General features: G+C 37.1%; 23 protein-coding genes. 16 read left to right on the top strand and 7 right to left on the bottom strand.

From position 1 onward, the window contains the following. Window positions 1-72: 72 nt before the first annotated feature. Window positions 73-1,815 carry an FAD-dependent oxidoreductase gene (locus FJR06_RS14855; protein WP_168651713.1) on the bottom strand — a complete coding sequence of 581 codons (1,743 nt, stop codon included), beginning with the start codon at window positions 1,813-1,815 and terminating at the stop codon, window positions 73-75. 118 nt (window positions 1,816-1,933) lie between these two features. On the opposite strand from FJR06_RS14855, the gene FJR06_RS14850 reads away from it, so the two are divergent. The 8 genes from FJR06_RS14850 to FJR06_RS14815 all read left to right on the top strand — a co-directional run bounded on the left by FJR06_RS14850 (window position 1,934) and on the right by FJR06_RS14815 (window position 8,441). Beyond that, window positions 1,934-3,256: a serine/threonine-protein kinase gene (locus FJR06_RS14850; RefSeq protein ID WP_015078264.1), complete on the top strand. Its 1,323-nt coding sequence runs from the start codon at window positions 1,934-1,936 to the stop codon at window positions 3,254-3,256. Window positions 3,257-3,357: 101 nt separating this feature from the next. Next, window positions 3,358-3,882 carry a COP23 domain-containing protein gene (locus FJR06_RS14845; RefSeq protein WP_168651711.1) on the top strand — a complete coding sequence of 175 codons (525 nt, stop codon included), beginning with the start codon at window positions 3,358-3,360 and terminating at the stop codon, window positions 3,880-3,882. A gap of 336 nt (window positions 3,883-4,218) precedes the next feature. Next, window positions 4,219-6,828, top strand: a complete 2,610-nt coding sequence (locus FJR06_RS14840) for a serine protease (RefSeq protein ID WP_168651710.1) — start codon at window positions 4,219-4,221, stop codon at window positions 6,826-6,828. Window positions 6,829-6,983: 155 nt separating this feature from the next. Further along, window positions 6,984-7,400 (top strand): XisH family protein, encoded by a 417-nt coding sequence (locus FJR06_RS14835; protein ID WP_168651709.1) that lies wholly within the window; start codon window positions 6,984-6,986, stop codon window positions 7,398-7,400. After that, window positions 7,388-7,741 (top strand): XisI protein, encoded by a 354-nt coding sequence (locus FJR06_RS14830; RefSeq protein ID WP_168651708.1) that lies wholly within the window; start codon window positions 7,388-7,390, stop codon window positions 7,739-7,741. Before FJR06_RS14835 ends, FJR06_RS14830 begins: the two co-directional genes overlap by 13 nt. Window positions 7,742-7,828: 87 nt before the next feature. Next, window positions 7,829-8,038, top strand: a complete 210-nt coding sequence (locus FJR06_RS14825) for a type II toxin-antitoxin system HicB family antitoxin (protein WP_015078278.1) — start codon at window positions 7,829-7,831, stop codon at window positions 8,036-8,038. Then, the gene (locus tag FJR06_RS14820) at window positions 8,031-8,258 is read left to right on the top strand and encodes a type II toxin-antitoxin system HicA family toxin (protein ID WP_015078279.1); all 228 of its coding nucleotides are present in this window, start codon (window positions 8,031-8,033) and stop codon (window positions 8,256-8,258) included. Before FJR06_RS14825 ends, FJR06_RS14820 begins: the two co-directional genes overlap by 8 nt. Window positions 8,259-8,288: 30 nt before the next feature. After that, window positions 8,289-8,441 carry a hypothetical protein gene (locus FJR06_RS14815; protein ID WP_254434433.1) on the top strand — a complete coding sequence of 51 codons (153 nt, stop codon included), beginning with the start codon at window positions 8,289-8,291 and terminating at the stop codon, window positions 8,439-8,441. A gap of 137 nt (window positions 8,442-8,578) precedes the next feature. On the opposite strand, the gene FJR06_RS14810 is transcribed toward FJR06_RS14815, so the two are convergent. The 3 genes from FJR06_RS14810 to FJR06_RS14800 form a co-directional block, all read right to left on the bottom strand. Continuing rightward, window positions 8,579-8,911: a DUF86 domain-containing protein gene (locus tag FJR06_RS14810; RefSeq protein ID WP_015078280.1), complete on the bottom strand. Its 333-nt coding sequence runs from the start codon at window positions 8,909-8,911 to the stop codon at window positions 8,579-8,581. Beyond that, complete coding sequence (locus tag FJR06_RS14805; protein WP_015078281.1) at window positions 8,908-9,198, bottom strand: nucleotidyltransferase family protein; 291 nt, start codon at window positions 9,196-9,198, stop codon at window positions 8,908-8,910. Before FJR06_RS14805 ends, FJR06_RS14810 begins: the two co-directional genes overlap by 4 nt. A gap of 123 nt (window positions 9,199-9,321) precedes the next feature. Next, the gene (locus FJR06_RS14800) at window positions 9,322-12,477 is read right to left on the bottom strand and encodes an alpha-mannosidase (protein WP_168651707.1); all 3,156 of its coding nucleotides are present in this window, start codon (window positions 12,475-12,477) and stop codon (window positions 9,322-9,324) included. 100 nt (window positions 12,478-12,577) lie between these two features. Between FJR06_RS14800 and FJR06_RS14795 the strand changes: the two genes are divergently transcribed. After that, window positions 12,578-13,882, top strand: a complete 1,305-nt coding sequence (locus tag FJR06_RS14795; protein ID WP_168651706.1) for a hypothetical protein — start codon at window positions 12,578-12,580, stop codon at window positions 13,880-13,882. A gap of 67 nt (window positions 13,883-13,949) precedes the next feature. On the opposite strand, the gene xth is transcribed toward FJR06_RS14795, so the two are convergent. Beyond that, window positions 13,950-14,732: an exodeoxyribonuclease III gene (xth, locus tag FJR06_RS14790; RefSeq protein ID WP_168651705.1), complete on the bottom strand. Its 783-nt coding sequence runs from the start codon at window positions 14,730-14,732 to the stop codon at window positions 13,950-13,952. Between the two features lie 375 nt (window positions 14,733-15,107). On the opposite strand from xth, the gene FJR06_RS14785 reads away from it, so the two are divergent. The 4 genes from FJR06_RS14785 (at window position 15,108) to FJR06_RS14770 (ending at window position 17,815) form a co-directional block, all read left to right on the top strand. Continuing rightward, a complete protein-coding gene (locus tag FJR06_RS14785) occupies window positions 15,108-15,305 on the top strand; it encodes a hypothetical protein (protein WP_015078285.1) in 198 nt (65 codons plus the stop codon). Window positions 15,306-15,478: 173 nt separating this feature from the next. Continuing rightward, entirely contained in the window at window positions 15,479-16,501 is a 1,023-nt protein-coding gene (locus FJR06_RS14780) for a zinc-binding dehydrogenase (protein ID WP_168651704.1), read from the top strand. 187 nt (window positions 16,502-16,688) lie between these two features. Continuing rightward, a complete protein-coding gene (locus FJR06_RS14775) occupies window positions 16,689-16,886 on the top strand; it encodes a hypothetical protein (protein ID WP_168634219.1) in 198 nt (65 codons plus the stop codon). An 86-nt stretch (window positions 16,887-16,972) separates the two neighbouring features. Continuing rightward, on the top strand, window positions 16,973-17,815 hold the full coding sequence (locus tag FJR06_RS14770; protein ID WP_015078288.1) for a DUF4351 domain-containing protein: 843 nt from the start codon (window positions 16,973-16,975) through the stop codon (window positions 17,813-17,815). 63 nt (window positions 17,816-17,878) lie between these two features. On the opposite strand, the gene FJR06_RS14765 is transcribed toward FJR06_RS14770, so the two are convergent. Continuing rightward, window positions 17,879-18,379 (bottom strand): thioesterase family protein, encoded by a 501-nt coding sequence (locus tag FJR06_RS14765; protein WP_015078289.1) that lies wholly within the window; start codon window positions 18,377-18,379, stop codon window positions 17,879-17,881. 175 nt (window positions 18,380-18,554) lie between these two features. Here FJR06_RS14765 and FJR06_RS14760 point away from each other — a divergent pair, with 175 nt between their 5' ends. Further along, the gene (locus tag FJR06_RS14760; RefSeq protein ID WP_168651703.1) at window positions 18,555-20,027 is read left to right on the top strand and encodes a leucyl aminopeptidase; all 1,473 of its coding nucleotides are present in this window, start codon (window positions 18,555-18,557) and stop codon (window positions 20,025-20,027) included. 80 nt (window positions 20,028-20,107) lie between these two features. Here FJR06_RS14760 and gntT read toward each other — a convergent pair whose 3' ends face one another. Next, entirely contained in the window at window positions 20,108-21,463 is a 1,356-nt protein-coding gene (gntT, locus tag FJR06_RS14755; RefSeq protein WP_168651702.1) for a guanitoxin biosynthesis MATE family efflux transporter GntT, read from the bottom strand. A 316-nt stretch (window positions 21,464-21,779) separates the two neighbouring features. Between gntT and plsX the strand changes: the two genes are divergently transcribed. Together plsX and FJR06_RS14745 are read left to right on the top strand one after the other, a co-directional pair. Next, window positions 21,780-22,805: a phosphate acyltransferase PlsX gene (plsX, locus tag FJR06_RS14750; protein ID WP_015078292.1), complete on the top strand. Its 1,026-nt coding sequence runs from the start codon at window positions 21,780-21,782 to the stop codon at window positions 22,803-22,805. Between the two features lie 219 nt (window positions 22,806-23,024). Next, entirely contained in the window at window positions 23,025-24,026 is a 1,002-nt protein-coding gene (locus tag FJR06_RS14745) for a beta-ketoacyl-ACP synthase III (RefSeq protein ID WP_015078293.1), read from the top strand. Window positions 24,027-24,111: the final 85 nt, after the last annotated feature.

The following is a 24,111-nucleotide window of genomic DNA, read 5'->3' as shown; positions in this document are numbered from 1 at the left end:
ATACTTAACTTTTATATGTCTGTCCGGAAAATTCGGGAAAAAGTATTGTAGTTTACTGAATAAATGTTCATTTTATACTTCTTCAAGATGCTCAACAAGTAACCAATTTCCAGAGAAATTTGGTCGCCCCCAAATCTTGAGTATTTTTTCTGGGGTCAAAGCTTGCAGTTGTTGGTCTATATCAGATTTCAACGTCACAAGCTGCCAATTTGTTGTAGTTAAATTGGTGTCATTTGTAATATTAAATTGGTAATTTTGCTCACCCAGTCGTCGGAATCTGCCTGTAAAGCAGTCGAGATCTAATTTATTATCTTCATCGACTAAAATACAAGGACAGTTACCATCGGCAGGATAAGCTTCTGGGTGGTCTAAATAATAAGTTTGCCAGTACAACCAATCGGGATGATTAGTTAATAAGTTAAACAAGGGAACAATTGGGCTAGGTGCATCGTCGTCTGTCAATAATGCAGCCTGCAAACTCTTCACTGGTAAATCCCTGGGTTGACATTCTAGCACAATACAAAGAGAAGCTGCCATACCTGCCGCTTGTCCAATTCCCATGACTATTGGTTGAAGTCTAGTAGCGCCGTTAGCGATGTGGGAAACGGAAATGTTTTTTTCACAAACTAGCAAACCATCTGTAGTAGCAGGAACCAGGGCGCGATAGGGGATAGTGAAGGGTGTTCCTGTCCATCTTCCACCCCAGCGGATAGATTTAGGTTGCAGTGAGAACTCTACACCAGGATAATGGTGATCGTTGGCATAGTTACCAACAGCGATAGCATCAGAAAATGGTAATGCGGTATTACTGTTGGCTAAAGGCAAAATATCCTGTTCACAAACGGTAGTTAAGCCTACTAGACGGCGACTTTCCCGATAATAGGGATGGAGGGCAAAGGCGGAGTTAGGATGGGGAAACAGGTTTTCTGCTAATCCGTAACGCCTACCAAACTGGGTTTGAATGAAATGGGCAAAATTCTGACTGTGCCAATAACATTCTTGCACAAATTCGCGCTTTTTCACTGAGTCTAGCAACCGATTGGCATTTTGGCAGTAATCGTTGCCCGCAATAGGCCAGTTAATCATAAATCGATCTGCTGGTAAGCGTCCATAGTTCAAAAATTTTTCTGGACTATAGTTATCCCAAGCTCCTGTAAACTGAGATGGATCATAGTTAGGGGCTGGAAGAATTGCTGGGGCGGTATTTTCGCCAAAGTCTTCCATGACTACTACCCAGGTTGGTGCTTGGACTGGATAAGTTTGGGTCAGGGAGTTAAAATTTGTTGGGGCGCTGGGTTCTCTCCATTCTGACTGTAATTCCCAACCCCAACGGTAAGGTATTTCTCCTAATGCTAATAAGTCTCCTAATTCTGTGCCGTCAAGGATAATTTTGGCGTTGACGGTGAAATCTGCAAAGCGGACACCTGTGATACAGTCTTGGGTTCGCAACACTGCTAATGGCACTTGTCCCGAAATCCACTGAAGATTCGGTAATTCTCGCACCCAGTCGGCAAATATTTCTGCACCTATCCGCGGATCATAACTGAAAAAGCTGACCCAACTATGATCTAATCCCCCTGGTTGTCTACGTTGCAATTCTTGTAAAAAAGCTCCCCATAAACCTGTTTGCAATGCTTGTAATTCGTTTCCGTCTGGTGCAGATACACCGGCAGAGGTTAGCATTCCTCCTAACCAGGGAAATTCACTCACAAGGATTGTTTTTACACCTCGTCGTGCTGCTTGGATAGCAGCCGCTGTTCCACCTGTGCCTCCACCAACTACTAGGACATCTGTTGTATAGGTTTGATTCATAATATTAAGTCAATTGGTTATTGGGTATGAGGAGACGTTTATCACAGATCATCCGGTTGTGATTCAGTATTAATTCTTGCTTTGCTGGTGTATATTATTCAATATTGAATTTAGATAATTTATGAATAATATCTTGCGAATAGGGACTTTGCTGAGAGAACGTTACAAAATTATCGATCTTTTGTCTCATCATACTGGTTTTGGCATTACCTATAAAGTTAAAGACTCTAATCATCCAAATCAACCAATTCGGATTTTAAAACAACTCAAAAAACCTACTGCATCTAAATTAGATATTGAAAACTTATCTATTTTACAACAGCAAGAAATATTAAATCAATATTGGCAAGAATATTTAAGGCTGTTCAGAATAGAAACGCAAGCATTAGGTAAACTTGGTGAGAAACATGAACAAATTCCCACAATTTATGAACGATTTTCAGAAGGTGGAGAAGAATTTTATGTACAAGAATATATTGAAGGAAATTCTTTAAGTCAAGACGTCAGACAAAATCAAAGATTATCAGAAGAAAAGACGATATCTTTATTAATTGAGATTCTAGAAGTCTTCGAGTACATTCAAAATAATCCTGGTTATGCAATTATTCATCGAGACATCAAACCAGATAATATTATTCGCAGAAGTAGTGATAATAAATTAGTTATCATTGATTTCGGTTTAGCGAAAGAAGTAACCGTTCCGGGAATAAAAGTAGGTTCAGTTATGGGAGGAACAAAAGGATATATTGCACCAGAAATATTATTGGGAATAGTATCTTTTGCTAGTGATATTTATTCTATTGGTATGATTGGAGTCTTTGCTATCACGGGAGAAGATCCCAGTTATACACCTTTACTAGCTGAAAATTGGCAAAAAAAAGCAAGTGTAAGTCATGAATTTGCTGATATTTTAAATAAAATGATTTGTGAGGATTATACAAAACGCTTTCAAAATGCCGAGGAAGGCTTACAAGCATTAATGGGAAATCAAGCACCCCCACCTCCAGCACCTCCAATTCCCTGGAAATTAATTCTTGGCACTATTTCAGGAATCATCCTGATTATTAGTGTAGTTATGGCTGTTATGTCCATATTACCCAAATCTAATGATCAACTAATAGCTGATGGTAAAGCCAAATCAGGACAACTAACATCATCAGATCAAAAAGAGTTATCCAATAATAAAACTTATGATGTTTATACTTTTAAAAGTGATCAAAGACAATATTTAACAGTGCAAATAATCAGCAATGATTTTCAACCACAACTCACGATGATGAAACCAGATGATAAATACTTTAATCCTGTATCTAATGTAGGAACAAAAGATAATGATTTCACCGCTTCTATTATGGTAGAAACGGGTACTTATCAATTTAAAATTACATCAACAAAAGCAGCAAGTGGTAATTATGTAATTAAAGCTTGGGTGACAGATAGGTAATTAGTGATAAAATCCCCATATTCATCCTGTACATCCTTAAATCCTGGACATCCTGATTCAGACAATAAAGATAATAATCCAGCACAAAGACAATCCCAATTATGAAAAGTTATCAGTGGCTATTATTTCCAAGTATACTCATTTTAAACCTCACATTCACAGCGTGTCAAAAATCTGAAAAGGTTGTTTTCTCCTGTGAAACAGACGGTAATGGAGAACCTGTTACTAAGGTTAAATACCAAGACAAAACGCGAGATTTAATAGAGTGGAAACGCACGAATTTTGTAAAAGCTGGTTTTCCTCCTCAACGAAGATGTCAGGAAGTAACACCAAAATTACAAACTGCTTATGATAATGGAAGTTTGAAAGATTTAACTTGGGGTTATTCTGAAGCTGAAAATGACCCTCGCAAACTCTTAAAGTCTTTATGCACCAGCACAGGCAAAGATTGTCATACTTTGATTTTAACATTATTAGATACAGATGATGCTGATGTGGAATTAAAATCTTTTACTGCGGTGTTAAATGGTGATGCCTCCAAAGCGTATCTAACTTCTTCTTGTGCAGTAAAACCTCGTAGTAATTTAACTTGTACTGTTGATATATTCAAAGTGTTTAATAAATAAAGATAGGAACAAAGCCAATAAAGCCAATAAAGCCAGGGAATAAATTCCCTGTCTCAAAGCTAAAGTCGGTTAAAACCGACTGAATGGAAGGATTTTTTGGATTTTTTAGTCCGTTTTAACGGACTTGCGCTATTAGACTGGGAATTCATTCCCAGGCGGGTTATGAAGCAAATCGAAAATTAGCCAATAACCAAATTATCAAATACCAATGGAAGAATTTTTTAGTCCGTTTTAACGGACTTCCGCTATTAGACGGGGAATTGATTCCCCGACGGGTTATGAAACAAACGGAAAATTAACCAATAACAAAATTATCAAATACCAGGAGTACCATCTATGAAATTACACAAATTATCCCATCTGTTATTATTCTTTATCCTCCTATTTCCCGCTTCTCCCATTATTATCACTGGTTGTAGTTCTTCCCTATTCGCACGCAAACCAGGGACTTTATCAGAATCAGAATTAAATAATATCTTAAAAGAAATTACTGTTAAAGTCCTAGTTGATGATAAAGAAGCAGCTTCAGGAACTATTATCAAAAAACAAAACGGCTTTTATACTGTTCTCACTAATTATCATGTGATAGAAAATGCTAAATCTGTGAAAATTGTCACTCCAGATAATCAAGTTTATCCCGTTGAATTTTCTAAGGTAGATAGACAAGATAATAAAAAAGATGATTTATATGATTTAGCTAAATTGACTTTTAGCAGTGAAACCACTTATTTAGTTGCTGGTTTAGGGGAAGAGAATATTAAACCAGGAGAAAAGGTTTTTGCTGGAGGATATGTTAAAGGTAATTTGCAAACTACCACAGGTACAGCGAAATTATTTTTAAATCAGCCGTTAATTAAAGGACAGCAAATAGCTTATGATAATGATATTCAACAGGGGATGAGTGGAGGAGCAATTATTAATGAAAAGGGTTATTTGGTGGGGATAAATAGTAAACTTGCTCACCCGGTTTTACAAACTGATTTTCGATATTTACAAGGTGAACAACCTGATGAGAAAACTTTAAAGGAATGGGGTAATTATAGTTGGGGTATTGCAGTTAATTTAGTGGATGAAGCTGCACCTGATTTAGCTTTGTTTCCTGAGAGGGTAATTAGGAAAGTTGGGGGTATTCCGGCTAAGGTTTTAGATATTGCTAAACAGTCTTCGGTGCAGATTAAAAAAGCTAATGGTGGTATTGGTAGCGGGGTAATTATTGCTAAGGATAAGGATATTTATTATGTGTTAACTGCCTTTCATGTGGTGGAAGATAAACAGGAGTATCAAGTTGTTGCACCTGATAAACAAGTATATAAGGTGGATAATCAGACTATTCGCACCAGAAAGGGACTTGATATGGCTGTTTTACAGTTTCGTAGTTCTCAGGTTTATAAAGTTGCTACTTTGGGGGATTATGAGTTGCAAAAACAACTTATTTTTCTTTATGGTTGGAAGGGAGAAGAATTAAATCATCCTTCTCTATTTAGTGTGGGAATTGTGCAAGATGCAAATGAAAGAGATTTTTGGGCTAAACCTAGAGGATATGAATTAGCATATACTAATGAAGGTTATTCAGGTATGAGTGGGGGAGGAATTTGGGATACAGAGGGGAAATTAGTTGGTATTCATAATTTCGCAGAAACGAATGTTTTAGGATTTAGTTTGGGTTTGTCTATTGAAAGTTTTTTATTTTATCAAGAAGATGGTTTATGGCAGTTACCTCAACCTCAATTAAATGTCGCTAAAAATGAAGCTAAATCAGTAGATGCAGCTTCTCTTATTTTAGCATCAGTACCGACTTTTTCCTTTTCCGCACCTGACCCTGTGAATGGTACTGGAAAACAGTGGCTAACTTATGGTATTCAACTATGGCGAATTCGTAATACAGAGAGTGCAATTGAAGCGATGGAAAATGCAGTTAGTAAAGATCCAAATTCTTGGGAAGCGCATTACAATGCTGCTTTTATTTTGGCAGCACAGAAAAAATATGATTTATCTGTAAATGCTATAAATGCTGCAATTAAAAAACAACCAACTTTTTATCGTTCCTATTTATTGAAGAGTGGAATTTGTCGGATTTTAAAACAATATGAAAATGCTTTAGAATCAATGAATCAAGCAATTGTGGAATCAGGAGAAGACAGGAAAAAAGATTTTTTACTATATGAAATGCGTGGAGAAATATTTAGCGAGTTGAAAAAACATGATCAAGCTATTTCTGATTATAACCAAGCGATAAAAATTAATCCTCAGTTTCCACAAGCTTACTATAATCGTGGGCTTGCTTATAGTCAGAAAGGAAATATCGAGTTAGCAATTATAGATTATACCCAAGCGATAAAAATTAATCCTCAATTTGCACAAGCTTACAATATTAATTCTCAACTTGCACAAGCTTATTATAATCGCGGAGTTGTTTATAGTCAGCAAGGAAAGATTGAGTTAGCGATTGCTGATTTTACCCAAGTTATTAATATTAATCCTCAAGATGCCTATGCTTATGTTAATCGCGGTGTTATTTATGGTCAGCAAAAAAAGATTGAGTTAGCTATTTCTGATTTTACTCAAGCGATAAAAATTAATCCTGAATTTGCACAAGCTTACGTTAAGCGTGGGATTGCTTATGGTCAGCAAGAAAAAACAGAGTTAGAGATTGCTGATTATACACAAGCTATTAATATTAATCCTCAATTGGCAGATGCTTATCTTAATCGCGGAATTGCTTATCAACAGCAAAAAAATATTGAGTTAGCTATTACTGATTATACTCAAGCTATCGCAATTAATCCTCAATATGCCCTAGCCTACAATCTACGAGGGGTGATGTACTTATTAACAGGTAATAAACAACAAGCAATTAAGGATTTAGAAACGGCAAAACAACTCTATCAACAACAAGGTAATACACAAAATGCTCAAAAAGCACAAGAATTCTTGAATAAATTGTAGCTACCATTATCTTTATTTTACCTTCTATTCTCCACCCATACATTAACCAACCCTAATCAAAAACAACCAATTACCCCATCTGCTAACCGAGAATCAAGAATTGCTAATTTCCCTTACCTGAAACTACAATTAGAGTATAATTAAATAATGCCAATATGCCAGCCAAAGATATCTACCATAACGAAGTCAAAAACGCATTGATAAAAGACGGTTGGACTATCACAGACGACCCTTATATTATCAAATACGAGGATGCTGAACTATACGCAGACCTAGCAGCAGAAAAACCAATTGCAGCAGAACGTCAAGGACAGAAAATAGTTGTGGAAATTAAAAGTTTTGTCAGCAAATCGCTGATGTATGATTTTCACAACGCCTTGGGACAATATATAGTATATCGGAATCTCATTCAACTTACAGCACCAGAATATAAACTCTATTTAGCTATTGATGATGTTGTCTATGAGAAATTTTTTCAACGAAAATCTGTACAAGCAGTAATGCAGGAAAATCACCTACTGTTAATAGTTGTTAATACAGAAAAGGAGGAAATTCAGCAATGGATAAACTAGAACAATACCGGAATATTATCAAAAAAATATTGACTGAATATTACGAAATGAGTAATACTCAAATTTCAAAAAAATATGAATTTGAAGTTAGTGAACGTTTAGCATTTGATGAAACCAGAGATCAATATATGTGGTTTCGTTTTGGTTGGGAAGATAAAAAGCAAATACAGCATATCATCATTTATATTACCATTAAAAACGGCAAAGTTTGGGTGGAAGAAGATGCAACAGATTTATGTGTAGTTGATGATTTACTATCAGCAGGAATACCGCAAAATGATATTGTTTTGGGTTTCCATCATCCCAGTAAAAGAGTTTTCACAGAGTTTGCTACAGCTTGAAATAATGATAATATTGTAGGGGTTTAGCAATGCTAAACCCTTACCTTTTATGTTAAAATAAACCTAGATGTAACCCTCATAAAAACTATGAAAAGTCGCAGTTTTACAGTAATTATTTACAAAGAAGATGATATGTATATCGCTGAATGTCCAGAAGTTGGTACTGTAGATCAAGGAGAAACTATAGAACAAGCAATAACAGGTTTAAAAGAAGCAACACGACTTTATTTAGAAGAATTTCCTTTACCAGAAACCTCTCCTAGATATGTGACTAGCATAGAGGTTACTTATGCCTAAATTACCACGAATTTCTAGTAAAGAAGCAATTCGGACATTAGAACGTATGGGTTTTTATCAAATTAGACAAACAGGTAGTCATGTAATCATGAAAAAACAAACAATTAATGGAGAAGTTGGTTGTGTTGTACCATTACATCCAGAATTAAAAGTAGGTACATTAAGCGGTGTTCTTAAACAAGCACAAATTACTCCTGAAGAATTTATAGAAAATCTATAAAAACTATATCTCTAGTTTAAACAAAGATTTATGAACAAAACACCAATGAATCAAGAAGATGATTTTGATGCTGATGATTTATTACCAGAGTATAATTTCGATTATACAAAAGCTCGTCCTAATCGGTTTTCTACTACCTCAGAAAATAAAATTACTGTAATTCTTGATCCTGATGAAGAATAAAGTTTTTCAAACATCAGAAGATGTGAATCGTGCTTTACGTTGTTTGTTATCTGCTATTCCTGAAAAATAAAGCCATTACATTATTGAATATATTGACATTCTGTAGGGGTTTAGCAATGCTAAACCCCTACGAGATGTTATGGATTTTGCAAAATTGCTGTAACTTGTCTTTTCAAATTAGATAAATTTTGTTCAATAATTTGCCAAACTAAATTAAGATTTACCTTTAAATAATCATGAATTAAAACATCTCGTAAACCTGCCATTTGCTGCCAAGGAACGTCAGAATATTGACTTCTCAACTCAGGTGATAATCTCTTTGTTGCTTCCCCAATGATTTCAAAATTGCGAATTACAGCATCTTGAATCATCTTGTTTTGCATAAATTCCTCTTTACCACCTTTCGTATATTCTTCTATTCGTTCAATACATTCTTTAATATTACTTAAATACAAACGCTCATCTTTCATAAAGGTACAGCCTCACTTAATACTTTATCTCTAATTAATTCATGTAAATTACCAGGTTCAGCAATATCCACTTTTCGTCCTAGCAATGCTGCTAAATCTTGCATTAAACCAATATAATCAAATAAACTACTTTGTGGTTTAAGTTCTACTAAAAAATCTATATCACTATCTGGTGTTGCTTCACCTCTAGCAACAGAACCAAAAACTCGCAGATTATAAGCACCATACTTAGTGGCAATTTTTAATATTTGTTCTCGAAATGGTAGCAATAATTCTTCAATTCCCATAAGTTATTTTTGAAAAAGATTAGCCCTTTCTATTTTATTAGATTGCATCAGTATTTGTCAATACAGAAAAGGAGGAAATTCAGCAATAAAACTTATGAAAATTCGCACCTTTACAGTAATTATTTACAAAGAAAATGGTAAACATTTATCTTTAGCTAAATCCTGAGAACAATTAATTAATGTGGCTTGAAATGTCACAATTTTCCAAGGTTGAATATTTTCTTCTAATTTAAGACAATTCTCTAATAAATCAACTGGTTCTCCTAAACTTAAAACCTCACTTTGTAAAGATAAATTCGCTGTTTTTCCATGACATTCATAAAAGCGAAGAATGAATTTCTCCGAATCATCTTCACTGGGTTTAAGTGCCATTAAAATCAAATTATCCGCTGATAAATCTAGAAAACTTTGACTTTGACAACCATCTGAATTACATTGATAATTATCTGGATTTACTAATACTTCAAAAGGCACGTTTAACTCATAACCACGTTTTACAGTTTCTGCTTCTTCCCAACTGCCCAAATGAGGGTATAAACTATAGGTAAATTCGTGTATTCCTCTATCAGCTTGGGAGTCTGGCCAATGGGAACTTCTTAGCAAAGTCAGACGCAGTTGGTTAGGTTGGGCATCGTAACCATATTTACAATCATTGAGGAGACTAACTCCGTATTTTCCGATTTCTGTATCTGTGGTTAAATCTGCCCAATGTAAAGCGGGGACTTCCCATTTTGCCTTCTCTGCGGGGGTTTGGGGATTTGTGGGACGACGAATAGCACCACAGGGGATTTCATAGGTGGCAAATTCGGCTTGGAGATTGAGAGGAAAGGCTGTTTTTACTAATACCTGATTTTCTTGCCAATTTACAGTATTAGTTATTTTCAAAATTGGTGAACCAAGTTCCAAAATGTAATCTTGGCAAAATTCCGATTTTCCCAGTTGACGCACTACTCGCAACCGTTGGTGAATTTCTCCATATTCTTGCCATTGAATTGATTTTAATTCGGTTGGAGGGAGGGGTTTTGTGTTATAATTGGGATCTATATTCCAAGCATCCCAATATTGGCCGCTGTCGGTAAAAGCTTGAAGTTGATTTCCTGCACCGGTTAAAATTTCCCTTTGTTTAATTTTATCAAAGACGCTGGTTAAATCTCCGGTTTCGGGGTTAACTTGAATTTGCAGATATTCGTTTTCTAATATCCAGTTTTTGGGGAATATTTTCGGCTGGGGGGAAGAGGGAGAAATCCAGAAAATGCTGTAACCTATAGATGGGATGGTTGCGAAAAATAATAAAGTTGAATTTTCGCAGTTTTGGCATAAAATTTCTTTTCCTTGAATATCAGCAACTTTCCAGGTTGGATAATTTGGGGTGATGATTTTTGATAAGTCAACTGTAACAACTTCCGCACGTTCCCAGTTGAGAGAGTTAAAAATTATGACGGGAATACTTTCAGAATTGGGAGGTTGTGGTATATTGATTTTGGATGTGATTCCGATTAAGGACTCTTCTAATATTTTCGTTCCCATTTTTTCCACCGCTTCCCATTCCGGTAAAGCGTCTTCATAAACTTGGGTAATGGAAGAACCGGGTAAAATATCGTGAAACTGGTTAAATAAAACTTTTTTCCACGCGGTTTCTATTTCTGTTTGCGGAAATTTCGCACCACAAAGGATATTTGCTAAAGTTGCGAATAACTCAGCACTATATAATAGATGTTCAGATTTACGATTCCAGCGTTTTTGATCTGCGTGGGTAGTATAACATCCTCTGTGGAATTCTAAATAAAGTTCGTTTTCCCAAACTGGTAAATTTTGACTTTCAGATTTTATGAATTGAAGATATTTTTCCGAAGTTGTAAATTCTAACTTGGGGAAAATTGGGGAATGTTCCCAACGTCTTCCAGTCTCCAGCATATCACGAGTTGGACCACCACCATGATCACCAACTCCGGGAAGCCAAAGGGAATCTTGTAAACCTGTTTGAGTTTTCCACTCACAAGCGTACTTGGCCATTTTAACAGGTTCGATGGTTTCGCCGATAGGTGCGGACATGAAACTTAATGTTTGACTACCATCGAGCGATCGCCACCAAAATAAGTCATAATCAAATTTAGTTGTATCATTCCAGCGGAGTTTTTGCGTCACAAAGAATTCAATTCCCGCATTTGCTAAAAATTGGGGTAATGTCGCACAAAAACCAAAGGTATCGGGAACCCAAACTACAGAAGATGTTTTTCCGAACTTCTGCAAAAAATACCTTTGTCCATATAATAACTGACGAACTATAGACTCACCAGCAATTAAATTTAAATCCGGTTCTACCCAAAAACCTCCCAAAACTTCCCATTTTCCGGCTTTAACTTGGTTTTGAATTTCTCTAAACAAGTCAGGACGATTTTCTTCTACCCAAGCATACAACGCCGGTGTGGTATGACAGAATATCAATTCGGGAAAATCTTTTTGGAGTTGTAAAACTGACTCAAAAGTATTTTGTGCTGCTTTCCAAGTTTCTGCTACAGGCCATAACCATGCTAAATCTAAATGGGCATGACCTAATAAATTGATTTTATATTTTTGGGCGTTGATAAATTCAGCTAAACCCACATAGGTTTCTCGCAAATTCACCAAATATGTTTTCCAATCTTGATTTTCTGCGTCTTTAAGATTTGTAACTTTCTCAACTTCCCTAGCTAGATTTGGAATTTTTTCTGGTGCGAAGTTTTGGATAAGAATTTCCGTAACTGCTAATTCATCAGCAATAAAACCAGCATCAGGATGATTGTAATCTGTTGATTCATAAATTGCAAGCGATCGCATCAACGCCCCATCACAATGTCCCGGACTCACCAACCGCAAAGCTATGGTAAACTCTTCCCCAGGAGTTACACTAGAACTGAGTAATACTCGCGGTGAAGAATCAAACAAATCTCCCGTCAATACTAACTTATCATTAACATATACTTCCGCTAAATCTGCCCACCATACCAAAGCCACGCGCAAAGACAAACCCGTTAACGGAAAGTTGTGTAAATTCTCAGGAACAGAAAATTTTTGTCCTAACCATAATACCTGTTTTCCCCCTTTCCAGAAAATATGATCTTTTTCATTTAGCTCAACAGGTAGCCAATCAGTTAAACTAAATGGGATAAAATCAGTAACTACCTCGTCAGTTTCCTGATATCTCCAGGTGGACTGGATATCAACTTGACAACAAGAACGCAAATTTTCAATTGCTGTGGATATAGATTTGGTATTTAATGAGGATACAGGGAGATTCATATTGCCAATAAAATAATATAAATAATTGACACTGACGAAAATTTACAACTTGCTGGGAGTTTCATAACCTCACCCTACAACTTACACATAATTACCTACCATGTCTTCCGATTCTTCAAACCGCTATCAAAGCAAACTCTTTAACTTTGTCTACCAGCATTCTCGACGGTTGACACAAAAATGGGAAAACACCGTCAAAAATTTGCAAGTTGCTACTGGGTTGGGTGTAGGTTCTCTACTTTATCCACTTTACCAATTATGGCAACAAAATGGCACAGCAAAACAATTACATTCAGCAACTCTCCCCTCTAGTGACGCACCAATTCAAATTATATTAGATGTTGTCAAAAATCTTCCTCCTGGAGATGCTGATTTACCAACTTCCCCAAAAACAAATCCCTTCACATTTTTAGGATCTTTGTGGGAGAAAATTTTTCCCAAGCCGAATTTTCCAACTTCAGAAAATACTCTCCAACAGCATATACCCACGGTACAGGGAATTGCTATAGAATTACAAACCCGAAACTTAGTCTTAGTCAGTGCTGATAATCGGATTTTCGATGTTTTAACACCGCAGCAAAACGTCAAATTAGCAGATAGAATTAATAGCGAAATTAGCGAATATCGGTATTCTTTACAATTAATTGCTTACCAGCAAAAAGAATTATTGCCCAAAATTGATCATCTGCTGAATAAGCTAACTGACGAAGATTCTATCATAGCACGAAAATCTCTATTAAATCCCATTAAACTTTTTGGATTTCTCGATCAATTAATTGCTAATTTAGAAACTACGGCTTTAGTTCCTGTCCAAAAACATAGCCAGGAAATTGTCAATCATTTCCAAAATCAGGTTAATGGATTAGCAGTTAATCACGATGATTTAAAATCTCCGCAACTACAAATTTCTGATTTAATAGCAGCCGCGATAAATTACTTTTTTGGAGGTAGAAATAATTATCAAATTGACTCAAATTCTTCTCCAGAAAAACTCCAAAATAAATCTGATTTTAAAAAGGTTTTATCATCAAATAATCAGTTAGATTCTCGTGATTCTTTAGGAGATAATTGGTTGACATGGAATGATTTATTTGGTGAAACGAATACCAAACTTGAGGAATCAGTACAGCAACCTCAAGCAAAAAGAGAATTCTCTAAGATTCACCGCAAAATAGGTCAGCAAGCAACCGAACCCAAAAATGAGGAATTTCCAGAAATAGATAGTCAAACCAGCCAAGGATTTAATTTTAAGCCTGACTGGATTGATATTTCTGCCACATCATTAGGTTATGAAAAACACCCATTAGAACAAATTCTGGAATGGTTAGATCAGTCTATATTATGGATAGAACAGATATTCACAAATATGATTTATTTCTTTAGAGGTTTATTGTTAGGGAGATAATTGAAAAACAAGAAAAACTAGATCCCCGACTTCTTTGAGAAGTCGGGGATCTGAAATCTAAAATCTGTTAAAATTCCAGAATTACTGGTGTATGATCACTAGGTTGAACTAACTTCCGGGGTTCAATATCAATAGTGCAACTTTGGGCGCGTTCATACAAAGTTGGTGTAAGATAATGATGATCTATTCGCCAACCTAAATTACGCTTAAAAGCAGCAGTCCGATAATCCCACCAACTATAATTTTCTCCTGCGTTGTTAAATTTACGAAAAGCATCTCCAAAACCTAAACTGAGAACATCTCGTAACGCTTGACGTTCTAATGCAGATGCCATAATGTGATTATCTATCTTTACCTTATCATTAATATCTATATCTTCTAAGGCAATATTAAAATCACCACACATAGAAATAGCAGAATTTGATAATAGTAAAGTCTGTAAATATTCCTTGAGAATTTTTAACCAGCCTAACTTATATTCATACTTGTCGCTACCGATAGCTGAACCATTGGGAACATAAAGATTAACAATTCTTACTCCTTCAATTACACCAGAAATTACCCGTTTTTGTTCATCCCATGCTGATGCTATTTCTGGCAAAATAGCACCAAAACCCACATTTACATCTGTCAAAGGTTGACGACTAATTAAAGCCACACCATTATAAGATTTTTGCCCGGAAATATACGGATAATAGCCTAAATTTTCAAACGCAAGATTAGGAAAGTCCTTGTCTATGACTTTGGTTTCTTGTAAACACAAAACATCAACCGGATTTTCTGTTAACCAATTGATAACCTGTTCTAAACGTGTCCGCACAGAATTCACATTCCAAGTAGCAATTTTCATGAGTTAATTATTAAAACGACTGCAAAATAATGGTAAAGTAATTATCTCATGAAAATTATATATTTATGATCCCTAAGATAGATGAATAAGGACTATACTAGTTTATAGTTTGATAATGTTCTCACAGGTTTTCATTGGTTTGATCAAAGAATCAGCTTGGATAAATATCCCATAAAGCTGGTTAATTTAGCATTTATTGAGAGGTTTTTACCACCAATTTCTCTAAATCTGAGAATTGCGAATGGGGGAATAAAAAACTATAAAAAATGAATGTTACTAAATAAACCATAAATTTAGAATTTTGAATTGTTTAATGGTGATGTCGAGATCAATCATAACATTGCCAGGGTTTAATTTTTTTAAGGAGGACATTTTATGAGTATCATAGTTAACACCTGCCCCTGTTGTGGAGGTTCAATTCTGCGTCATGTCCGTCATCATGAGGTTTATTGGTTTTGTCTTTCCTGTAGACAAGAAGTACCAGTTTTAAATACAAGTAGTGGATCTAATCTACTATCTAAGTTGGAAACCCATAATCAAGAAGTTTTACCCCAAACGGCTTTGAGTTCTTGAATTTTTCAACATGGGGAATAGAAAACTCATCAGCATAAATTTAGGTAAAAGCAGGAATTGCTAATTTTCAATACAAAATATATGCCGATGTCATTAAGTATGGTATAAAAGCGTATTTAATAGGTTTTGATAGCGTGGTTTAAGCCATACTTCTTTTTTATGGGTGAAAAATTTTGTTAGCAGCACTACTCTACGGACAAGAAGATTTACGCCTAGAACAAGTTCCTGACCCGACTCCCGAAGCCGGCGAGGTGGTGATTCAGGTGGAAGCAGCCACTACTTGTGGGACAGATTTGAAGGTATGGCGACGTGGTGGCCATGCTAAAATGTTGACACCGCCGACACTGTTTGGTCATGAAGGTGCAGGACGGATTGTCGCTGTCGGCGCTGGGGTGACGAATTGGCGGGTAGGCGATCGCGTGGTAGCAAATAATTCTGCTCCCTGCATGAAATGTTTATTTTGTCAACGCCAAGAATATTCTTTATGTCCCCATTTAACTTGGAATAATGGGACATTTGCGGAATATCTGAAAATTCCTGCTCCTATAGTTGAGCATAATTTATTACCAGTTCCTAAACATTTACCCTTAGTATTAGCGGCGATGACTGAACCGCTGGCTTGTGTATTACATGGTATCAGCCGTTCTGGTGTCAAACCCCATGACAAAGTAGTGGTTTTGGGTGATGGCGCAATTGGCTTGATGTTTGTGGCAGTATTAGCGAAATATACTGAGGTAATATTATGGGGTGGGAATAACCAACGGTTAGAAATTGGTGAAAGGTTCGGTGCAGCAAAGACTTTTAATTATCATCAAGTTACGGATATTGCCAACACAGTTAGGGAATTAACCGCTGGTTGGGGTGCAGATGTAGTTATAGAGGCTACTGGTGTACCGAGTGTTTGGGAAACGGCGATCGCTTGCGGTCGTCCTGGTGCAACTATCAATTTATTTGGTGGTTGTCCAAGAGATACCACAATTTCTGTCAATACCGAACAATTGCACTATAGTGAACTTACTCTCAAAGGCGTATTTCACAATACACCAGAATATGTGAAAGCAGCCTTATCGCTCATCGCTAGTGGTACAATTCCTTTTGACTTACTTATTAGTGAACACCGACCTTTACAGGATTTAGAACAGGTATTCATGGATATGAAGGCACGGAAAGTAATTAAAGTAGCGATGTATAACTAAAAAAATAGCTATTTCGTAATTCATGCTTCTAACTGGTTTCCATTTGGCGTAAAAGTTACACTTTACCAATATATTAGAAGCATCTAGCCCAGGAAGGTTGCAATTTTTCCCCAGAATAGTTTATTATCCTGATTTTACTGTTTAATTTGGGAAAAAACTCAGTATCAATTCCCTATTTCCTAATTTTATGATTATTACCTTATTAGTAGCTTGGATAGTTTTTATCATTCTCTGGAAACTAATTAAAACCACGATTAAAACGGCCATTATCTCTGCCGCTGTTGTCATGTTATTATACTTTGGTTTCGGTATTACTCCCCAAGATATTTGGCAGCAAATCAGCCAATTTGCTCAAACTTTCTCCCAAACGCCAGTGAAAAAGTGACAATTAAAAATTAAAAGCAACTCTTCCCAATTATCTACCGATGGAAGAAAATTTGCAAGGCTGAAATCTATTAAGCGGTGTAAATTGTGAGTTTTGATAATGTTTGTAAAATCTTAGCTGAAAAATATCCCCTTGATTTTGCCAACTGGTTGCTACCGGAAACAGTGGAAAAAATCAAAGTCTTAAAAACAGAACTCAGCATAGAACCAATTCGCGCAGATTCCGTTATATTGCTACAAACAAACAACAGAATCCTACATCTAGAATTTCAAACGAACACCAAATCAGAAACACCCATTCCATTAAGAATGTTAGATTATTTTGTCAGATTAGTTAGACAGTATAATCTACCTGTCACCCAAGTAGTGATTTTCTTACAAGAAACAAGTAATGAAATCGCTTTTACCGAAGCTTATCTTGATGAAATGACAAATCATCGCTATCGAGTCATCCGAATGTGGGAACAAGATTCAGATTTATTTCTCAATAATCCAGCATTACTTCCATTAGCACCATTAACAAAAACAAATTCCGCACCAGGGTTATTATCCCAAGTAGCCACAGAAATTGCTAAGATTACAAATGTGGCAGCCAGACAGAACACTGCTGCTTACACAGAGATTTTAGCAGGTTTGCGATTCGAGAAAAATCTAATTCGTCAATTATTGAGCGAGGATATTATGCAAGAATCTGTAATTTATCAGGATATTTTGCAAAAAGGTGAACTCAAAGGAGAAAAAATAGGAGAACAAAAAGAAGCTTTTCGTTTCTTGAATCGTCAATTAAATCGGCGGTTTGGTGAAATATCTTTACCAATAATTGAAAAGATGCGCTTATTATCCACTGAACAATTAGAAATATTAGGAGAAGAGTTTTTAGACTTTTCAGCAATATCTGATTTAGTCACTTGGTTAGATAGACAAAAGTAGATAATTTTGGGCAATTTCAACCTGGATATTGCCCTAAAAAATCTAATTTTTCATTTTTAATAATTACCCAATCTTCCGAGATCCAGAAATCTTCGCTAAAGCATCTTGAAACGCGGGTGGTAACTGCCGCATAATTTTCCCCTTTTCCCGATCTAAAGCCACTAACGTCACCTGAGCAGTAATGTATAAATCCTGACCATCAGGAGAAACAAGGGTATAGTCCCAGTTCATTCGCACTCCAGTCACCTCAGCCATCCGTGTTTTTACTAAGACTGACATCCCTAACTGCACCGACCGATGATAACGGATTGACAACTCCACTACAGGCAAATCACAACCTAACGCCACTAAATCAGCAAATTCAATGCCAATAGAACGCAAGCATTCTACCCGTGCTTCTTCCATCCAGGTCAAATAAGTGCCATGCCAAACAATACCTGCATAGTCCGTGTGGTGAGGTTGCGCCCTAACTGGATATTCAAACCAATTTTCAAATGCAACATTAGTTACACTCTCAATGGCACTAGTTGGTGGTAGTTGGGGTTGATTTGTATCTTTAGACATATTAATAATTTTTACAAGCAGCAGATTTCTAAAAAACAGATAAAACTTTGTAAATTGGACAATTGTAAATCGTTTCTAATTCTACCAGATTGTCAAGACGTTGCGTCAAACGCCCATGATTCAGAAAATTTGAGCAATACTGGTACATGACAGAAGATCAACAGAACTTACAAAAATGACGATTCAACCTACAAATACAGCATTATTAGATTGGACTGGTGATACTTTAGCCATTGGCTTATTTGAAGACGCAGTAGAGTTAACTGGTGATCTTGCCAGCTTAAATGATAAATATGCAGGAATTTTCCAAGAAGTTATTGCCGAAGAAGAATTTACAGGTAAGGTAAATAGCACTATCGTTATTCGCTTAGGTGCGACTCATGCCGTGCGGAAGCTGATTTTGGTGGGTTTAGGGAAACCAGACGCGCTGAAATTAGAAAATTTACGCCGGGTTGCGGCTACTGTAGCCCGAACCGCCAAAAAGCAAAAAACCAAAACCCTGGGAATCAGTTTACCACTGTGGAACAATGATCCAGCCGCCACAGCCCAAGCATTGACTGAAGGCATAGAATTAGCACTTTACCAAGATATTCGCTTTAAATCTGAGCCAGAAGATAAAAATCCTCAAATCGAAACTATTGATTTACTTGGTTTAGCAGGACAAGAAGCTGCTATTGCCCGTGCTAATCAAATTGTTTCTGGTGTGATTTTGGCGAGACAGTTAGTAGCAGCCCCAGCTAACGCGGTTACATCTATTACTATGGCAGAAACTGCCCAAGCGATCGCTCACGAATACGGGTTAGAACTGGAAATTCTCGAACAGGAAGAATGTGAAAACCTCGGTATGGGCGCATTTTTGGGAGTTGCCCAAGCTTCTGATTTACCACCAAAATTCATTCACCTTATCTACAAACCAGCCACCACACCGAGACGAAAACTGGCAATTATCGGGAAAGGTGTAACTTTTGATTCCGGTGGTTTGAACATTAAAGGGGTTGGTAGCGGCATTGAAACCATGAAAATGGATATGGGTGGTGCAGCCGCAACTTTAGGTGCAGCCAAAGCCATTGGGCAGTTAAAACCAGATGTAGAAGTTCACTTTATCTCCGCCGTCACCGAAAACATGATTAGCGGTAAGGCTATGCACCCTGGAGACATCTTAACCGCATCAAATGGCAAAACCATCGAAGTTAATAACACCGATGCTGAAGGGCGGTTAACCTTGGCTGATGCCTTGGTTTATGCTGATAAATTGGGTGTGGATGCGATCGTTGATTTAGCTACTCTCACAGGTGCTTGTGTGGTAGCTTTGGGTGAAGATATCGCTGGTTTATTTACACCAGATGATGCGGTAGCTTCCCAACTGCAAACAGCCGCTGATAGTGCTGGTGAGAAAATTTGGCGGATGCCAATGGAAGACAAATATTTTGACGGACTTAAATCTGGTATTGCCGACATGAAAAATACCGGACCCCGTTATGGCGGTTCTATTACTGCGGCTTTGTTCCTCAAACAGTTTGTTAAAGATACCCCTTGGGCGCATTTAGATATTGCCGGACCAGTTTGGGCTGATAAGGAACATGGCTACAATGGTGCAGGGGCAACTGGTTTTGGTGTGAGAACACTGGTTAGCTGGGTTTTGAGTTAATTTAATTTCCTCTAATCTGGACAAGACAAGATCCCCGACTTCTCGAAGAAGTCGGGGATCTGAAAAAACAAATGGGAGTCTTATCTGGAAATTAATGGCTGATTTTCTAAACTTTTATCTTTAAATGTTTGGGGTACAGATACACCTAATAAAATCATATTACTTGTCATGTAAGACAATAAAGTAGACCACAATAAATGATTATTATGAAAATACCAAGCTGCAATTAGTAAGGGGATAAAACCCACTACAAAAGATAATAATACCGTATTACGTAAAGTTGCCCCTTCCTTTAAGCCAATAAAATAACCTTCTAGCATAAGAGTAATGGCAGTAATTACTAAAATAGGCACTAACCAAATGGTATATTGATTAATCTCTTGATTCACTTCTGTGTGATTAGTTAATAATCCAAATACCTGATCAGGGAAGAAAATAGATGTCCCGGCAAAACCTAATGCAATCACCACACTAGTCACTAAAGAAACTATTAATAAAGGGATGATCTGTTGAGTATTGTCTTTGCTTTTAAAATTCGCTGTCAGGGTTTGCATTGTTACTCCTACCCCTTGAATTGTAAACTGACTCAAAAGAGCAATTTGGAGTAATAAACCATTTTGCGCTAAAACAGTTGTTCCCATGGTTGCACTTAAATTAGTAAAAATAGAATAGACAGAAACTAATACTAAAAACCGAATCAAAATATTACCTTTTAACGCAAAAGTTTCCTTTAAAGCTACCCAATCAAATAATTCTTGAATGGCTGCTGGTACAGCTTGCCAAGGAATAGTAAAAAACATCCATATTAAACCCACGATTAAAGCTAAATACTGGCTTAATGCTGTTGCTAAACCTGCCCCTACACTTGCCCAACCCCATTTAGAAATCATCAAATAATCTAACAATACATTAGAACCATTACCGACAATTGACATTAATAGCATCACCCAATTCATTTCTCTACCTAAAAACCAACCAAATAAAACAAAATTGAGGAGGACAGCAGGTGCGCCCCAAATTCGCGCATAAAAATAATCAACTCCAGCAGATTCAATATCTGAAGAACCACTCAAAATGAAAAAACCAATTTTTTGTAAAGGATATTGCAATAAAACAATAATTAAACCCACTAGTAAAGCAATTAAACCACTCCGTAAACCAGCTAAAACTACTGCTTTATCATCATTTTTACCAACAGCTTGAGCCGTTATAGCATTGGTGCTAGAACGCATGAACTTTAAGACTCGATAAAGATAATCAAAGAGAATAGTTGCTAAAATTACTCCTGCTAAATGTCGAATATCTGTTAAATGCCCTAAAAAAGCAATATCTACCAAACCAGCCAAAGGAACCATCATATTAGCAAGCACGCTGATGCTTGCCAGTCGGTAAAATCTGCCTAGAAAATTGTAGTTACTGGGGACTGTAAATCTCATTTTTGTTGTTTGGTCTGCTATAATTTCAGTCTATTATCATCTAGAAAACGCCTTTATAGTAATTAGCAAGGGGTAGTTCATTCACATATTTTCCGGTGAACGGTAAAAGAGCATAAAAAAGCTTTAACCTTACCTTTCCCAGTCCTATTCAAAATACCTGTATGCTTAATTAGGTATCGTTATATTTCAATTAATGCAAGCTCCTGAATTCTCTTAGTTGCAGAAAAAATAGATTTTCTTATGCTTTTTTGAGAATTCTGAATTTTTAAGTATTGCAATCTGATAAAATTTGTAAGGTTTCTATAAGCTCTGAGCAATGGGATCGACTGGTGTAAGGATCGCAATTGACGCAATGGGGGGAGATCATGCACCCGCTGAAATCGTCGCCGGCGCACTGCGGGCGCGAGAGGAATTGGGTGTAAAAATATTACTGGTTGGAGATCCCCAACAAATCGAGGCTGTAATGCCGCCAAAGACAACTATGGCGGATTTGGAGATTGTTCCTGCCGAGGAAATGATCGCTATGGATGAAGATCCTCTCAACGCAGTTAGACGCAAGCGGAAATCTTCCATCAACATAGCGATGGATTTAGTTAAAAATCAACAAGCAGATGCTGTATTTTCTGCTGGACACTCTGGGGCAGCCATGGCCTCAGCTTTGCTACGCTTAGGAAGATTACCGGGAATTGACCGCCCAGCAATTGGCACAGTATTCCCCACCATCAAAGCAGGCAAGCCAGTAATGATCCTGGATGTCGGTGCTAATGTAGACTGTCGCCCTAAGTTTTTAGAGCAGTTTGCAGTCATGGGTTCAATTTACAGTCAGTATGTTTTGGGAACAGAAAATCCCAAAATAGGTTTATTGAATATTGGCGAAGAAGATACTAAAGGTAACGAAGTAGTTCTTCGCGCCCACCAATTGTTACGGGAAAATACTCAAATTAATTTCACTGGTAATGCTGAAGGGCGTGATGTATTGTCCGGTGAATTTGATGTGATTGTTTGCGACGGCTTTGTGGGTAATATTTTATTAAAATTTGCTGAAGCAGTTGGCGGAGTAATTCTGCAAATTCTCCGAGAAGAATTACCCCAAGGGATACACGGTCAAATCGGTACAGCGATTTTAAAACCCAACTTAAAACGCGTTAAACAGCGCATGGATCACGCTGAACATGGAGGCGCTTTGCTTTTGGGTGTCAGCGGTATTTGTTTTATTGGTCATGGCAGTTCCCAAGCACCATCTATTTTTAGTGCCATTCGCATGGCTAAAGAAGCCGTAGATAATCAGGTGTTAGAAAGACTTCAATCCCAATATCAAATTCTCCAAAATGAAAGTAGTTAACTATTACTTCTCAAAAGTAGAGATCCTCCGCTAACAGCCATTTGTCACTTGTCATCCAATTTTAGATTGCGGATTTTAGATTCATAATTACTTTTATAAATCTATTGTTCTTGATCTCAAATCTAAAATTGGGATTGTCATTGGTACTCGTTATTAATGCTTACAAACAAGACAACTGACAATTTACAAATGACAATTGACAATTGAGGAAAAAAAGAAGTGCAAAATTTTTTTAACGGTGGTATAGCAATTACAGGCAGTGGTTCAGCAGTCCCAGCAACTTGTTTACACAACCAAGAGTTAACTCAACTGGTAGAAACATCAGATGAGTGGATTGCCTCAAGAACAGGAATTCGTCAAAGACGGTTAGCGTTGCCCCCTGACTCACTGGCATCATTGGCCACTGCGGCTAGTCAACAGGCCATTGCTGCCGCCGGGATCACAGCAGCAGACATAGATTTAATTTTATTGGCCACCTCCACCCCTGATGACCTATTTGGCACTGCTTGCCGTGTTCAAGGCGAATTAGGTGCTACCAAAGCAGTCGCCTTTGACTTAACCGCCGCTTGTTCTGGTTTTGTCTTTGGTTTAGTTACAGCCGCACAATACATCAGAACAGGTGTTTATCAAAATGTACTCTTAATTGGGGCTGATATCCTCTCTCGGTGGGTAGATTGGCAAGATAGACGCAGTTGTGTGTTATTTGGTGATGGGGCTGGGGCAGTGGTATTACAGGCTAATAAGAGCGATCGCCTATTAGGATTTTGCCTCAAAAGCGATGGTTCTCAAAACAATTGTCTTAACCTGTCCTATAACGCCTCTACCACAGAACTGACACCAGATATTCATGTATCTACAGGCAAATATCACCCCATTACCATGAACGGCAAAGAAGTCTACCGCTTCGCTGTGCAAAAAGTCCCAGAAGTAATAGACAAAGCCCTGTTTGCAGCTAATCTCAAAGTTGAAAATATAGATTGGCTGGTATTACATCAAGCAAATCAAAGAATTATCAATTCCGTTGCTGAACGCTTAGAGATTCCCGAACATAAAGTGATCAGTAATGTATCCGACTATGGTAACACCTCCGCCGCATCTATCCCCCTGGCGTTAGATGAAGCAGTGCGAGCCGGGAAAATCAAACCCAATGATATTATTGCTGCATCTGGTTTTGGTGCCGGTCTTTCCTGGGGTGCAGCCATTTTTAAATGGGGAAGATAAACAATTCAAAATTGAGAATTAAAAATTAAAAATCAGAAAATTAATAACAACGAACAACTGACAACTGTACGGGCGAAGCATTTGG

The sequence above is a fragment of the Dolichospermum sp. UHCC 0352 genome (genome assembly GCF_009711925.1).
GTDB lineage: Bacteria > Cyanobacteriota > Cyanobacteriia > Cyanobacteriales > Nostocaceae > Dolichospermum > Dolichospermum lemmermannii.
The sequence above is the reverse complement of the archived record's forward strand: the minus strand, read 5'-3'. Positions and strand labels throughout refer to the sequence as shown.